Origin of the sequence: Stenotrophomonas sp., from assembly GCF_035634915.1 — a bacterium.
Classification (GTDB): Bacteria; Pseudomonadota; Gammaproteobacteria; order Xanthomonadales; family Xanthomonadaceae; genus Stenotrophomonas.
The window spans coordinates 22,807-36,274 of sequence record NZ_DASQCB010000003.1; the positions used below are offsets into that span (position 1 = coordinate 22,807).

At 67.4% G+C, this 13,468-nt stretch carries 10 protein-coding genes; 9 read left to right on the forward strand and 1 reads right to left on the reverse strand.

Annotated features, from left to right (window positions below; genetic code table 11):
- The first annotated feature begins 3 nt into the window (after positions 1 to 3).
- The 9 genes from VER16_RS03140 to VER16_RS03180 all read left to right on the forward strand — a co-directional run bounded on the left by VER16_RS03140 (position 4) and on the right by VER16_RS03180 (position 12,339).
- Positions 4 to 2,151, forward strand: a complete 2,148-nt coding sequence (locus tag VER16_RS03140) for a glycosyl transferase family protein (RefSeq protein WP_324805426.1) — start codon at positions 4 to 6, stop codon at positions 2,149 to 2,151.
- Positions 2,148 to 4,955: an NfrA family protein gene (locus VER16_RS03145; RefSeq protein WP_324805427.1), complete on the forward strand. Its 2,808-nt coding sequence runs from the start codon at positions 2,148 to 2,150 to the stop codon at positions 4,953 to 4,955. The genes VER16_RS03140 and VER16_RS03145 overlap by 4 nt, the downstream gene beginning before the upstream one ends.
- A 21-nt stretch (positions 4,956 to 4,976) precedes the next feature.
- On the forward strand, positions 4,977 to 6,005 hold the full coding sequence (locus VER16_RS03150; RefSeq protein WP_324805428.1) for an alginate O-acetyltransferase AlgX-related protein: 1,029 nt from the start codon (positions 4,977 to 4,979) through the stop codon (positions 6,003 to 6,005).
- A gap of 4 nt (positions 6,006 to 6,009) precedes the next feature.
- Positions 6,010 to 7,134 (forward strand): alginate O-acetyltransferase AlgX-related protein, encoded by a 1,125-nt coding sequence (locus tag VER16_RS03155; protein ID WP_324805429.1) that lies wholly within the window; start codon positions 6,010 to 6,012, stop codon positions 7,132 to 7,134.
- A 13-nt stretch (positions 7,135 to 7,147) separates the two neighbouring features.
- Positions 7,148 to 8,728, forward strand: coding sequence for an MBOAT family O-acyltransferase (locus VER16_RS03160; RefSeq protein WP_324805430.1), 1,581 nt, complete (start codon positions 7,148 to 7,150; stop codon positions 8,726 to 8,728).
- A 16-nt stretch (positions 8,729 to 8,744) separates the two neighbouring features.
- A complete protein-coding gene (locus tag VER16_RS03165) occupies positions 8,745 to 8,978 on the forward strand; it encodes an acyl carrier protein (RefSeq protein WP_324805431.1) in 234 nt (77 codons plus the stop codon).
- 61 nt (positions 8,979 to 9,039) lie between these two features.
- On the forward strand, positions 9,040 to 10,518 hold the full coding sequence (locus tag VER16_RS03170; RefSeq protein WP_324805432.1) for an AMP-binding protein: 1,479 nt from the start codon (positions 9,040 to 9,042) through the stop codon (positions 10,516 to 10,518).
- Positions 10,515 to 11,201: an alginate O-acetyltransferase AlgF gene (locus tag VER16_RS03175; protein ID WP_324805433.1), complete on the forward strand. Its 687-nt coding sequence runs from the start codon at positions 10,515 to 10,517 to the stop codon at positions 11,199 to 11,201. Before VER16_RS03170 ends, VER16_RS03175 begins: the two co-directional genes overlap by 4 nt.
- A 4-nt stretch (positions 11,202 to 11,205) precedes the next feature.
- A complete protein-coding gene (locus VER16_RS03180; protein ID WP_324805434.1) occupies positions 11,206 to 12,339 on the forward strand; it encodes an acyl-CoA dehydrogenase family protein in 1,134 nt (377 codons plus the stop codon).
- Between the two features lie 75 nt (positions 12,340 to 12,414).
- Here VER16_RS03180 and VER16_RS03185 read toward each other — a convergent pair whose 3' ends face one another.
- Positions 12,415 to 13,413: a DUF4434 domain-containing protein gene (locus VER16_RS03185; protein ID WP_324805435.1), complete on the reverse strand. Its 999-nt coding sequence runs from the start codon at positions 13,411 to 13,413 to the stop codon at positions 12,415 to 12,417.
- Positions 13,414 to 13,468 lie beyond the last annotated feature (55 nt).

Genomic DNA, 13,468 nt, shown 5'->3' on the forward strand with positions numbered 1-13,468 from the left:
GCCGTGGACGGTCTGTTCTGGAACATCCAGCTGGCCAACTACTTCGCCGCCCTGGAAACAGTGGCGGCGGCAGTGGCCGTGCTGATCCTGATCTCCAGCCTCGATGATCTGTTCATCGATCTCTGGTACTGGACCCGTGAAACCTGGCGCACGCTGACCGTCAAGAAGCGCAGCGAGTACAAGCCGCTGACCCAGCAGGACCTGCTGCAGCGGCCGGAGCAACCGCTGGCGATCATGGTGCCGGCGTGGATGGAATACGACGTCATCGCGCAGATGGTCGAGAACATGATCAACGTGCTCGATTACCGCGAGTACGTCGTGTTCGTGGGCACCTACCCCAACGACCAGGCGACCATCGATGAAGTCGAGCGCATGCGCCGGCGCTACAAGCGCCTGCGTCGCGTGGAAGTGCCGCACGATGGTCCGACCAGCAAGGCCGACTGCCTGAACTGGCTGATCCTGGCGATCTTCGATTACGAGAAACGCCATGACACCGAGTTCGCCGGGGTCATCCTGCATGACAGCGAAGACGTGCTGCACCCGATGGAGCTGCGCTTCTTCAACTACCTGCTGCCGCGCAAGGACATGATCCAGCTGCCGGTGACCTCGCTGGACCGCGAGTGGTACGAACTGGTGGCCGGCGTGTACATGGACGAGTTCGCCGAATGGCACGCCAAGGACCTGGTCGTGCGCGAGAGCGTCTCGGGCATGGTGCCGTCGGCCGGGGTGGGCACCTGCTTCTCGCGCCGGGCGTTGCTGGCGCTGAGCGAAGCCACCGACAACCAGCCGTTCAACACCGACAGCCTCACCGAGGATTACGACGTCGGTGCGCGCCTGGCGGCGATGGGCATGCATTCGATCTTCGCCCGCTTCCCGGTGCAGTTCCTGGTGCGGCGGCCGTCGTGGTTCGGCTGGGGCCCGGTGCGCGAGCGCACCCAGCAGATGGCCCTGTGCGTGCGTGAGTATTTCCCCGACAACTTCCGCGCCTCGTACCGGCAGAAGGCACGCTGGGTGCTGGGCATCGGTCTGCAGAGCTGGGAAACCCTGGGCTGGCGTGGTTCGCTGGCAACCAAGTACCTGCTGGCGCGTGACCGCAAGGGCATCATCACCTCCTTCGTCAGCATCATCGCCTACCTCATCTTCCTGCAGCTGCTGCTGTTCTGGGTGCTGAAGGCGACCGGCGTGTGGACCGTGCAGTACCCCAGCGTGTTCCAGGCCGGCACGTGGCAGATGAACATCGCGCTGCTGACCACCGCCGCGCTGGCAACGCGCGTGGTGCAGCGTTTCTACTTCGTCAACCGGCTGTATGGCTGGGAACACGCCCTGATGTCGATCCCGCGCATGGTGGTCGGCAACATGGTCAACTTCATGGCCACTGCCCGTGCCTGGAAGATGTTCCTGGCCTACCTGCTGTTCGGCAAGCGCATGGTCTGGGACAAGACCATGCACGACTTCCCCGATGCGTCGGCCCTGGTGCAGACCCGCAAGCGCCTGGGCGAACTGCTGACCACCTGGCAGGCGATCGAACCCGAGCGCCTGGAAGAAGCGCTGCAGCAGCAGAAGGGCGGCCGCCAGCAGCCGCTGGGCCGCATCCTGCTGTCGCAGGGTTGGCTGGACGATGAAACCCTGGCCGAGGCCATCGCCTTCCAGGGCGACATGCAGCGTGCGGTGATCGATGTCGATTACCTTTCCGCAGGCGAATTCCCGGTCAGCGTCGATGCCTGCGTGCAGTGGCGCATGCTGCCGCTGCCGCGCGTGCGCGAAGACACGCTGCGGCTGGCCGTGGCCAACCCGCTGTCCGATGCCGCGCTGGCCCTGCTGAAGCAGGAAACCGGCAGCGCCCATATTGAACAGACCGTGGCCCGCGAAAGCGAGATCAATGCCGGCCTGCGCATGATCGGCGGCGCCGAACAGTGGCGCATCGACACCGTGCCGCTGCTGGGTGACCTGCTGGTGGAAATGCGCCTGATCGACCATGCGCGTTTCGAAGCGGCACTGGATGAGTACAAGCCGCAGCGCGACGGCCGCATCGGTGATTACCTGGTGACCAGGGGCATCGCCACTGAACAGGCCATCGCCCAGGCCATGGAAGAACAACGTCGGCGTGCTGCCCTGCTGCAGTCGTCGCCGCCTGGAGTACAACCGGCATGAAGACAACGCTGCTGTCCACCGTCATTGCCGTTGCCCTGGCCACCGCTGTGTCACTGCCTGCGCATGCCGACGACGCGCTGCCCTTGTCCGGCCCGGCCTATCGACTGGCCGAACAGGCGTTTTCCGCCTACGAGCGCGGCGATTACAGCAGTGCGTACCGCCAGGCCAATGAAGCAGCGCGGCTGCGCCCGGACGTGGTGCGCCTGCGCCTGCTGAAGATCTATTCGCTGCAGAAGCTCGGCCGCGCTGACGAGGCACGGCAGCAGGCGCGCAGTGCCCTGGATGCGGGCTTGAAGGATCCTGCGTTGCCGGGGCTGGCCACTGCGCCGGCCGCTGCGGCGGGCGCGCGTGCTGCACCGGTGGCCAGGCAGACAGCGGCAGAACGCGCTTACCAGCAGTCGTTCGCCATCGCGACCGAGGCGTACACCGCCTACAACAACGACCAGATGACCGTTGCCGCCAGCAAGGCCGAAGAAGCCTTCCGCCAGCAGCCCCAGCAGGGTGCGTGGGCCATGCTGTGGGTTGCCTCGCTGGAAGCGCAGCAGCAGCTGGAGCAGGCCGACGCGGCCGCCGCCACGGCGCTTCAGCTGGGGGCACCGAACGTGGCCGATCTGCGTGCCAAGCGCGTGGCCCTTGGCCGCCAGCGTGCGGTGAAGCCGGCACAGGATGGCTACCAGGCACTGATCGCCCAGGATTTCAGCGCGGCCACCGGCTTCGCCCGCGAAGCGGTGGCACGCGCCCCTGACGTGGCCTCGCATCGCTTGCTGCTGATGACCTCGCAGTTGCTCGATGGCAAGCTGGCCGACGCTGAACAGACCGCCGACCAGGCGCTGGACAATGATGCGGACGACACCGTTGCCCTGGTGATGCGGGCCTATCTGCGCCAGCGGCAGGGCAACACGGTGCAGGCCAACGCCGATTTCGACGCTGCGCTGAAACAGGATTGGCTGGACAGCCAGCAGCAGCGCAACGTGCGCCTGCTGGCGGTGGATGCCGCCGTGGCCGCCGGTGACCGCGAGCGCGCCACCACCCTGCTGGCGCCCCTGCAGGCCGACACGCTGGCCGACGAGGACGAAAAGAACCGGCAGGGCATCCGCGAGGCGATCGCCGAGCGGGCCAAGGCGATCCACAGTGCACGCGCCGGGCAGACCCTCACCCTGCAGTCCTATCCTGCGCCGTTCCAGCAGTGCCGCGATACGCCCTATGGCACCCAGTGCGAACTGATGCCTGCCGACCTGCAGGGTGACGGTGGCCCGGCCCAGCGTGCCTATGCTGCCTTTGGCCGCCAGGACTACCAGAAGGCCATCACCGAGGCGCGTCAGGCCGTGCAGGAGTCGCCGGACAACGCGACGCTGCAGGCCCTGCTGACCACCACGCTGGCCGCGGGCAACCGCGGGCAGCAGGGCGAGGCCCTTCAGCGCCTGGAAACGGCCCTGGCCGCGCACCCCGACGATGCCGGCCTGCTGATGCAGCGTGGCTATCTCAACCAGGCTGCGCGCGAACCCGCGCTGGCGCTGGCTGACTTCCGTGCAGCCGAGGCGACCGGCAAGGCGCCGCGAACCGTGGTGATGGACCAGGCCTACGCAAGTGCGGCGGTCGGCGACCAGCGCCAGGCCGTCACCCTGCTGCGCGGTGCCATCGACGCTGCCGATGCTGGCCAGCTGCCGCTGGACAAGGCGCAGCGCTACAACACGCGCAGCGCCATCGCCGGTTACTCGCGCGACTGGGGCATTACCGCTTCGGCCGGCTATCGCGGCTCGCGCCAGGCCGCAACGAATCTGGGCGGTGCCTCCATCAGCACCCCTGGCGCCTCGGTGTTCAGTACGCTGGAAGCGTTCTGGCGGCCACAGGCCACCAACAACCAGCACGGCACGCTGGAGCTGTACGCGCGTATCGCCAATACGCTGTACGACGAAGGCGGCACGTTCGAATCGCTGCTGTTCGTGGACCCCTGCACCGGGGTGGAAACGCCTGATTCCCGCGAACGTGCCGAGCGCCTCAGCCGTTCGCGTTCAGTCGCCGGCTGGCCGTCCACCATCGGTTCGTTCGGCGCGCGTTATACGTTCGGGCAGAGCGGTTTCAGCGTTGGCCTGGAGCGCCGCCAGTTCCTCGGCAGCGCTACCCGCCGCGGTGGCATCTATGCCGATTCGGCGGCCATCCGCTGCCAGATCCAGATCGAATCCGAGCGCCCGCTGCAGGCCAACCTGCTGGCCCGTTACCGGCTCGACGGCAGCGCCGGTGGCTGGATGACCTATGCCACCTATGGCTTCTACAAAGGCACGGGCATCCGCACCGATGTCAGCCAGTGGTGGACGGTCAGTGGCTATGCCCAGGCCGGCCTGAGCTGGGACGACAACCGCGCCCACTTCACCGTCGATGCACTCGATGCCAACGGCGAACCGTCGCAGCGCGTGAGTGACTCCACCGGCCGCCTGCGTCGCCAGCAGGCCTTTGCTGCCGCCGAACTGCGCGCGGGCCGCAACTACCGTTTTGGTGCCGACCAGACCCGTTGGCTGCTGACCCCCTATGTGGTGCTGGGGGCGGACTGGCAGGACCAGCGGTCGCGGGTACGGGGCATCGACTACCCCGGCATCGGCACGCAGTCGTTCAACCTGTCCGACACCCAGCGCACCTGGTCGCTGGGGGCCGGTCCGGGCCTCGGCCTGCGTTACTGGTTCCGCGAAGACCACTACAACGCGGCACGCTCCTACCTGGACCTGTCGGTGTCCTACCGCTTCGCCATCGGCGGCGGCGACACCCAGCGTGCCAAGGGCCTGTTCGCCACCGCCACCCTGTACTACTGACGCTGCAAGAAGGATCTGCCGATGAAGAGTGTTTCCATAGCAACGCCCGTGCGACGCCCGCGCGCGCTCCTGTTGGCTGCGCTGTGCGCGCTGGCCGCCGCCGGTCCGCTGCAGGCCCAGGCACCGGCAGCCCCGATCGCGCCGGCCAGCCAGGATTCGTCCATCGTGCTGATCGGCAAAGACGGCTGGCTGTTCCCGGCCTGGGGCAGCCTGACCGAGGTGGATACGGCCGCCGTCGCCCGCAATACCGCGCTGATTGCCGAAGCGCAGCGCACACTGGCAGCGGCCGGCGTGAAGCTGCAGGTGCTGGTGCTGCCGGACAAGACGCTGTTCTATGAAGACAAGCTGCCCGATGGCAAGCGCCTGGGCGATGCGGTGCGTGGCCGCTATGCACTGGAACTGGACGGGCTGGGCAAGGCCCAGGTACCGGCCGTCGATGCACTGCAGGCGATGCGCCAGGTCAAGCAGGGTGGTCAGGATGTGTTCTACCGCAGCGACCAGCACTGGACCCAGCCCGCTGCCGATGCCATCGCCGCTGCGGTGGCCGCCAAGGTCAAGGAACAGGTTCCGACCCTGGCCGGGCAGGCGGGCAGTGGCATGGCCCTGGGCAGCGAGATCAAGGAGCGCCGCTTCGGCGATCTGGCCGAGCTATTCCTCACCGATGACCAGCGCAAGGCCATCGGCCGCGATACCTTCACCGTGCGCCGCCAGGCCGAACAGCAGTCGCTGCTGGACGACGGCCCGGCACCGGTGCACGTGACCGGCCACAGCATGGTGCAGCCGTACTTCGGCTTCCCGCAGAAGCTGTCCAACCTGATCGACCGGCCGGTGTCGGTGAACTGGAAGCCCGGCAACGTCGGCCACTGGGTGATGCTGCTGGAATATCTGGAATCGCCGGAGTTCAAGCAGAACAAGCCGCAGGTGCTGGTGTGGCAGATGTTCGAGCCTTCCTATCCGCAGGGGCCGGATGCGCGCGGCCAGTGGGACAACGCCTCGATCATGACGCCCGAGCAGTGGAAGGTGCGGCTGCACAAGGCACTGGGGCAGTAAACCGATGAATGCCCGTCCCGGGGCGCCTGCGCCCCTGCCACCTGCTGCCCCGCCGCGCGCCCACCGCTTGACCGCGGTGGTGGTGTCGGCCCTGCTGTTGATCGGCGCCTGCGCCGGCGGCTGGATGCTGGCCAACGCCAAGCTGCCGGCCGAGAAGCTGCTCCCCTCCAAGTGGGCCGACGGCGAAGCCGGCCAGGCGATCAACCAGGCGCTGCGCCTGCCGATCCAGAACGAAGGCGATCTGGTTGGCGCAGCGCTGCGCTACCGTCTGCTGGGTGATACCGGCGACCAGGTAGCCCTGGGCTGCCCCGACTGGCTGTTCTACCGCGATGGCCTGCGACCGCAACCCGGCGCGGGAGCGAAGGTGTTCGCCGATCGCATCCGCCTCATGCAGCACTGGTCGCAGCAGCTGCAGGCCAAGGGGGGGCAGCTGCTGGTGGTGGTGGTACCGGACAAATCGCGCATCGAGCAGGCGCATACCTGTGGCCTGCGCTATTCCGAACCGATGCGCGCGCGCTATGGGCAATGGCAGCAGGCGCTGGCTGCAGCCAGGGTGCCCAGCGTGGACCTGCTGCCGGTGTTGTCCGGGCAGGACGCGCCAGTGTTCTTCCGCACCGATGTGCACATGAACCGGATCGGCGCACAGCGCGCGGCCGACGCCGTCACCGCTGCGGCGCTGCCGCTGCTGGGCGGGCAGGGCGGCCAGGCGTTCGACGTCGGCGCGCTGGGCGCACCGAAGCCGCGCATGGGCGACCTGATCGTGCTGGCTGGGCTGGAGCATGCCCCGCCGGCCTGGCGGCCCACGCTGGACCAGGAACCGGAGCAGGTGATCGCCCCGGTCCGCAGCGGCGGCCTGCTGGATGACACGCCGCCGGTGGAGGTGCTGCTGCTGGGCAGTTCCAACGGCCGGCGCAGCCTGTTTGCCGAACGCCTGGGCCACGGCCTGGGGCGCGAGGTGTGGAACCAGAGCATGGATGGCGGCCAGTTCTCCGGCGCGCTGCTGACGGCGTTGCCGCAGCAGGCGACGTGGCCGCCAACCCTGAAACTGGTGATCTGGGAATTTTCCGAAATGGCCCTGTCCCTGCCGCTGACTGATGGCGAGCAGAAGGCATTGGCCGGTATCGACTGAGCGCCGACCGACCATGCTGTTCAACTCCTTCCTGTTCCTGCTGGTGTTCCTGCCGATCGCACTGGGCGTGCACTACCTGCTGGGCGCGCTGCAGCCCCGGCTGGCGGCGCTGTGGCTGTGTGTGGCCTCCATCGTCTTCTACGGCTGGTGGAACCCGCAGTTCGTCATCCTGCTGGCCGGCTCGATCGTCTTCAACTACCTGGTCAGTCTGGTCATCCTGGCGCTGGCCAAGCGGCCACGCCTGCAGCTGCTGGCCACGGCCTTCGGTGTAGCCGCCGACATCCTGCTGCTGGTGCACTACAAGTATTTCGCCGCGATGGTGACCTTCGTCCACGACCTGGGCTTCAACGTCGGCCCGATGGACGCGCTGATCCTGCCGCTGGGCATTTCCTTCTTCACCTTCACCCAGATCGGCTATCTGCTCGATTGCCGCGCCGGGGTGGTCAACGACCGCAGTCCGCTCAGCTACGTCCTGTTCGTGACCTTCTTCCCGCACCTGATCGCCGGCCCCATCCTCCACCACAAGGAGATGATGCCGCAGTTCAGCAAGCGCGAAACCTACCGCTTCCAGGCTGAGAACCTGTCCATCGGCGGCATGCTGTTCGTCATCGGCCTGGCCAAGAAAGTGCTGCTGGCCGACACCCTGGCGCCGTATGCCGATGCGGGGTTTGCCTCCACCGGTGACGTGCAGTTCTGGGGCGCGTGGGCCACCGCGCTGACCTATGCGCTGCAGCTGTACTTCGATTTTTCCGGCTATTCGGACATGGCGCTGGGCCTGGCCCGGATGTTCGGCATCCGCTTCCCGCTCAACTTCAATTCGCCTTACAAGGCCACCAGCATCATCGACTTCTGGGCGCGCTGGCACATGACGCTCACCCGCTACATCACCGCCTACCTGTACTACCCGGTGGCGATGGCGGTCACCCGCTGGCGGACCCGCCATGGCCGCGCCACCGGTCCGGCCGCGGTATCCACCGCCGGCGGCTTCCTGTCGATGATCGTGCTGCCCACGGTCTGGGCGATGGGCCTGGCCGGCATCTGGCATGGTGCCGGCCTGCAGTTCCTCATCTTCGGCCTGCTGCATGCGGGCTACCTGGCCATCAACCACGCCTGGCGCGTGTTCGTCGGTGGCCGCAAGCCGGCGGCCCTGCGCACGCTCAACCCGCTGCAGCACGTTGGCTACCTGCTGCTCACCTTCGGCGCCGTGCTGGTGGCCCAGGCCTTCTTCCGCGCCGAGGGCGTGCACGATGCCTGGCAGCTGGTGCAGGGCATGTTCGGCGTGCGCGGCTGGGAAAGCATGGAAAACCTGGGCCATGTGGGCGGCCTTGCGCTTGCCGACGGCCTGCGCCTGCTGCTGGGCCACCACCTGCAGCTGCTGTATATCGTGGTGTCACTGGCCATCGTCTGGCTGGCGCCCAACGCACACCAGATCATGGGCGTGTACTCGCCCTCGCTGGCCAAGCCGAACCCGGCACCGCGTGCGTGGATGCGCTGGCAGCCGAACGTGGCCTGGCTGCTCATCATGCTGGTGATGCTGGCGCTGTGCCTGCTCAACCTGCACAAAGAAACACGATTCCTTTATTTCCAGTTCTGACAAGGTAGACACCAACATGGACAAGCAGACGATCCAGAACCAGCTGATCGACATCGTGGAATCGGTGATCGGCACGCGCGTGCAGCCGGATGAGTACATGGAGTCGCTGTTCGACTCGATGTCCAAGGTGCAGCTGATGGTCGAGGTCAAGGACCGCCTGGGCGTGACCCTGCCGGTGGATGAGATCGACACCCTGGTCGATTCGGTGCAGGTGCTGGCCGACTACGTGGCCGAGCACAGCGCGCGCTGATCCTGTAGAGCCGGGCCCACGCTCGGCTCTGCATCTCTTCAACGGCGCCGGAGACAGCGCGATGTATTTCGATTTCGATCAATGCCGCTTTGCCGAACTGGAGGTCGCCCCGCAGGCGCCGGCCCTGCACGCCGCTGACGGCGTGATGGACTGGGCCGGCCTGTACCGCAGCACCCAGGACTGGATCGAACGCGCGCGCGCGGCCGGTCTTGGCGAGGGCGATGCCCTGGTCATTTCCGGCCACAAGGAATCGGCCTTCGTGGTGGCCATGCTCGGCTGCCTCGGCATGGGCGTCACCTATGTGCCGGTGGACAACATCAATCCGCAGGCACGGCTGCAGCGCATCACCACGTTGACGCATGCGCGGGCGGTCTACGACGCGGCCGCCGATGCGTTCCTGCCCGGCGCAGCGTCACCGCGCGCGCTGGCGGTGCCGGACCTGGCCTACATCATGTTCACCTCCGGCAGCACCGGCGATCCCAAGGGCGTGCAGATCGGCCGCGACAGCGTGGCCCTGTTCACCGGCTGGATCCGCGACTGCCTGCGCCTGGGCCCGGCCCCGGCCTTCATGAACCAGATGCTGTTCAGCTTCGATTTCTCGCTGTTCGACCTGTGCGGCGCGCTGGGGCTGGGCGGCTGCTGCGTGCTGTGCCCGCGCGATGTCATCGCCAGCAGTGAACACTTCATCGATCACCTGCGTGATTCGAAGGTGGCGGTGTGGGCATCCACGCCTTCGTTCGTGCGCCAGCAGATCCTCAACCCGCGCTTCGACGCGGCGCATCTGCCGGATCTGCGCGTGTTCGTGTTCGGTGCCGAATCGCTCACCCCGCGCGTGGCCGAGGAGCTGTGGGCGCGCTTCCCGCAGGTGCGCATCATCAATTCCTATGGGCCGACCGAAGCGACCTGCTCCACCACCTGGGTGGAGATCGACCCGGCGCTGCGTGCGGCCGCACCCAACCCGTTCCCGATCGGCGTGGGCAAGCCCTATGCCGAGGTGTTCCTGCGCGACGGCGAAATCTGCATGGCCGGTGACCACGTCATGCGCGGCTACCTGGAACGCCCGGATCTGGACGCCGACGTGCTGTTCGAGCACAACGGCAAGCGCGCCTACCGCAGTGGCGACCTCGGCGACCAGGACGAGCAGGGACGGTTCTATTTCCGCGGCCGCCGCGATGACCAGATCAAGCTCAACGGCTACCGCATCGAACTGGCCGAGGTCGACGTCGGCCTGGCCCGCCTGCCCGGCGTGGTGGCCGGCGCGGCGGTGGTGCTGCGCCGCCCCGATGGCAGCCTGGTGCGGATGATCGGCTTCATTGAAACCACCCAGCCGGCCACGGCCGAACTGCAGCGTGTGCCCGAAGCGCTGGCCGACTGGAAGGACCAGCTCGAACGCTACATGCCCCCCTACATGGTGCCTTCAGAGCTGTTCGCGGTGGATGCCCTGCCGCAGACGATCAGCAACAAGGTCGACCGCAAGCAACTGGAGCAGCGCTACCAGGCCCTGGCGCGCACGCTCCGCACGACGGAGAAACCCGCATGAACCTGCCGATGAAATCATTGATCGCCGCCGCGCTGCTGCTGTCGCCGTGCGCGTCTTTCGCCCAGCAGGCCGCGCCGGAAGGGCGCCTGGCCCAGCTGTATGCACCGCGCCCGCCAGCGGGTTCGGCCTTCGTGCGTGTGCTCAACCCGGGCACCTCGGCGGTCAAGGCCGGCATCGCCAATGGCGCCGACCAGAGCGTTGGCCCGGCCGCGCGCGCCACCCGCTACGCCATTGTCGAAGGCGGCAAGCCGTTCACCGTGCGCGTGGCTGGCAAGGCGCGCACCCAGGCGGCGGTGGCCGCGGGCAGTTTCACCACCCTGGTGCTGGATGCGGCCACGCCGTCCAAGCCGGTGGCGGTGCTCCAGGATGGCGGTGGCACCAGCGATGCGCTGAAGGCCGAGATCCGCTTCTACAACCTGGCCGGTGCCTGCGCGCAGGGCTCGCTGGCGATGGCCGACAAGGGCCCGGTGGTGTTCCCGGCGGTGGCTGCCGGGGCCAGTGCCGCGCGTGGCATCAACCCGGTCAAGGCGCGCCTGGTGGCCAGCTGTGGTGCCAAGGCAAGCACGCCGCTGGAACTGCCCGCATTGCAGCCTGGCGATCACTACAGCCTGTTCCTGACCGGTACCGCCAGCGCGCCAGTGCTGCAGGGCCAGCTCAGTGGCACCGACGCGGTGGGCCGCTGATCCAATGGCCGAACGCCCCGTCTTCCGCGACGACCACCACCTGTTCCGCGAACAGGTGCGACGCTTCATCGATGAACACATCGCCCCGCACTACGCGCAGTGGGAACGCGATGGCATCACCCCGCGCTCGCTGTGGCGCGCAGCGGGCGAGGCCGGCCTGCTCAACTGCCAGTTGCCCGAACCTTACGGGCTGGGCGGTGATTTCGGCCATGCCGCCTGCGTGATCGAAGAACTGGCGCGGGCGAACTTCCTCGGTATCGGCTTCTCGATCCATTCGGACATGGTCGCGCCCTATCTGATGCAGTACGCCACGCCGGTGGTACGCGATGCCTGGCTGCCGAAGATGGCCAGCGGGGAAGCCATCGGCGCCATTGCGATGACCGAACCCGGTGCCGGCAGCGACCTGAAGACCATCCGCACGCGCGCCGAGGCCGTTGACGGCGGCTACCGGCTGAGCGGGCAGAAGACCTGGATCACCAACGGCAGCAATGCAGACCTGGCCGTGGTCGTTGCCACGGTCGCGCCGGAACTGGGTGCCGGTGGCCTCAGCCTGTTCTGCGTGGACCTGCAGCAGCCCGGCGTCAGCCGCGGTGCGCCGATGGTCAAGATCGGCCAGCATGCGCAGGACACCACCGAACTCTTCTTCGAAGACGTGTTCGTGCCCGCCGACCACCTGCTGGGCGAGGAACGCCGCGGTTTTTCCTATCTGGAAGAACAGCTGGCCGCCGAGCGCCTGGCCATCGCCCTGCGCGCGGCCGCATCGGCCGAGGGCATGCTGCAGGAGACCGTGGGGTATGTGCGTCAGCGCAAGGCATTCGGCCGGTTGCTGATCGACCATCAGAACACACGCTTCGTGCTGGCCTCGGCCGCCGCGCAGCTGGCGATGCTGCGCAGCTTCCTGGACCACTGCCTGGCCGAGCAGATGGAAGGGCGGCTGCTGCCGCTGAACGCAGCGATGGCCAAGCTCAACGCCAGTGAACTGCAGGGCAAGGTGCTCGATGACCTGCTGCAGCTGCACGGTGGCTATGGTTACAGCAGCGAGTACGGCATCGGCCGGGCCTGGGCCGACGCCCGCGCATTGCGCATCTTCGGCGGCACCAGCGAAATCCTGCGCGACATCATTGGCCGCTCCCTGTAACGCAAAAAAGGGGACGGAGGGGATTAAGTCGTTTGTGCCGCAAACGACTTAATCCCCTCCGTCCCCTCTTCTGCGTTACAGGCCCCAGCGTTTACGCAGGGCTGCCGCCTCGGGCGTGTCCTGCGACAGCCATGGGTCCAATGCGTAGACCAGCACGTGCTGCGCACCACTGTCGCGTGCCCAGGCCAGCTGCCGCTCGATGCGCGCAGCATCCGCGGTTTCGCCCTTGAACTGGGTGCCATCGTTGGTTTCGCCCGGCAGTTCGCGGAACAGCTCGACAATCGCATCGAAGGCCGTGCCGCGCTCGCGCAGGTACTGCAGCAGTGGTTGCAGCTGCTGCACGTTGCCGGCACCGGCCACGCCCACACCGTCCTGCACCATCGGCCGCAACGACGCCTGCGCCAGCACCGTGTCCCACAACGTCACCAGGTTGCCCTCGGTGGGAAGACGGCTGAAGTAACAGGAAATGGCACAGTCGCCGCCACGTTCTGCGGTGGCCTGGGTGATGCCCTGCAGCCACTGCGCCAGCTGCTGCTGGCGTGCCGGCGTGGCCCAGTGATACTGCTCGAGTTCGTAGGGCACGTACCAGCCATCAAAGGCCTGCAGGCGTGCCCAGGGGGCCTGCGCCAGCCAGCTGCGCGCCTGCGCCAGGCTGTCGGCGAAGAAGGACTGCAGGGTTGCGTCATCGCCGGCGATGGCCTTCCACCAGCGCTGCTGGAACGGTAGACCCACGCGCACCGTGATACCCGCTTCGGCTGCAGCGGTGAACAGCATGCGCATGCTGGTGTCGGGCAGTGCCCAATCGCCATCCTCGCCGCCGACGATGCCGCTCCATTGCAGCACCAGCTGCCTGCAGCCCAGCGTGCGCGCCAGCTGCAGCGAACGCTGCCAGTCGCCCATGCCCCATTGCAGGTGGCTGCGCCACGGCTGCAGGAAGGTACCGTCGACCTGTACCGGCAGCGAACAACCGGGCAGGCCGACCAGCGCCCCTGCCACCGGCGCCAGCAGGGCGGCACGCAGTAGGCGCCGGCGCAGCGGCGAAGCGGGATCGGAGGGCAGGAAGGGCGGCGACATGCGCCCATCATCCCAGAGCACCGTGCGCAGCGGGTGAATCATTGGCCGGTAGCGC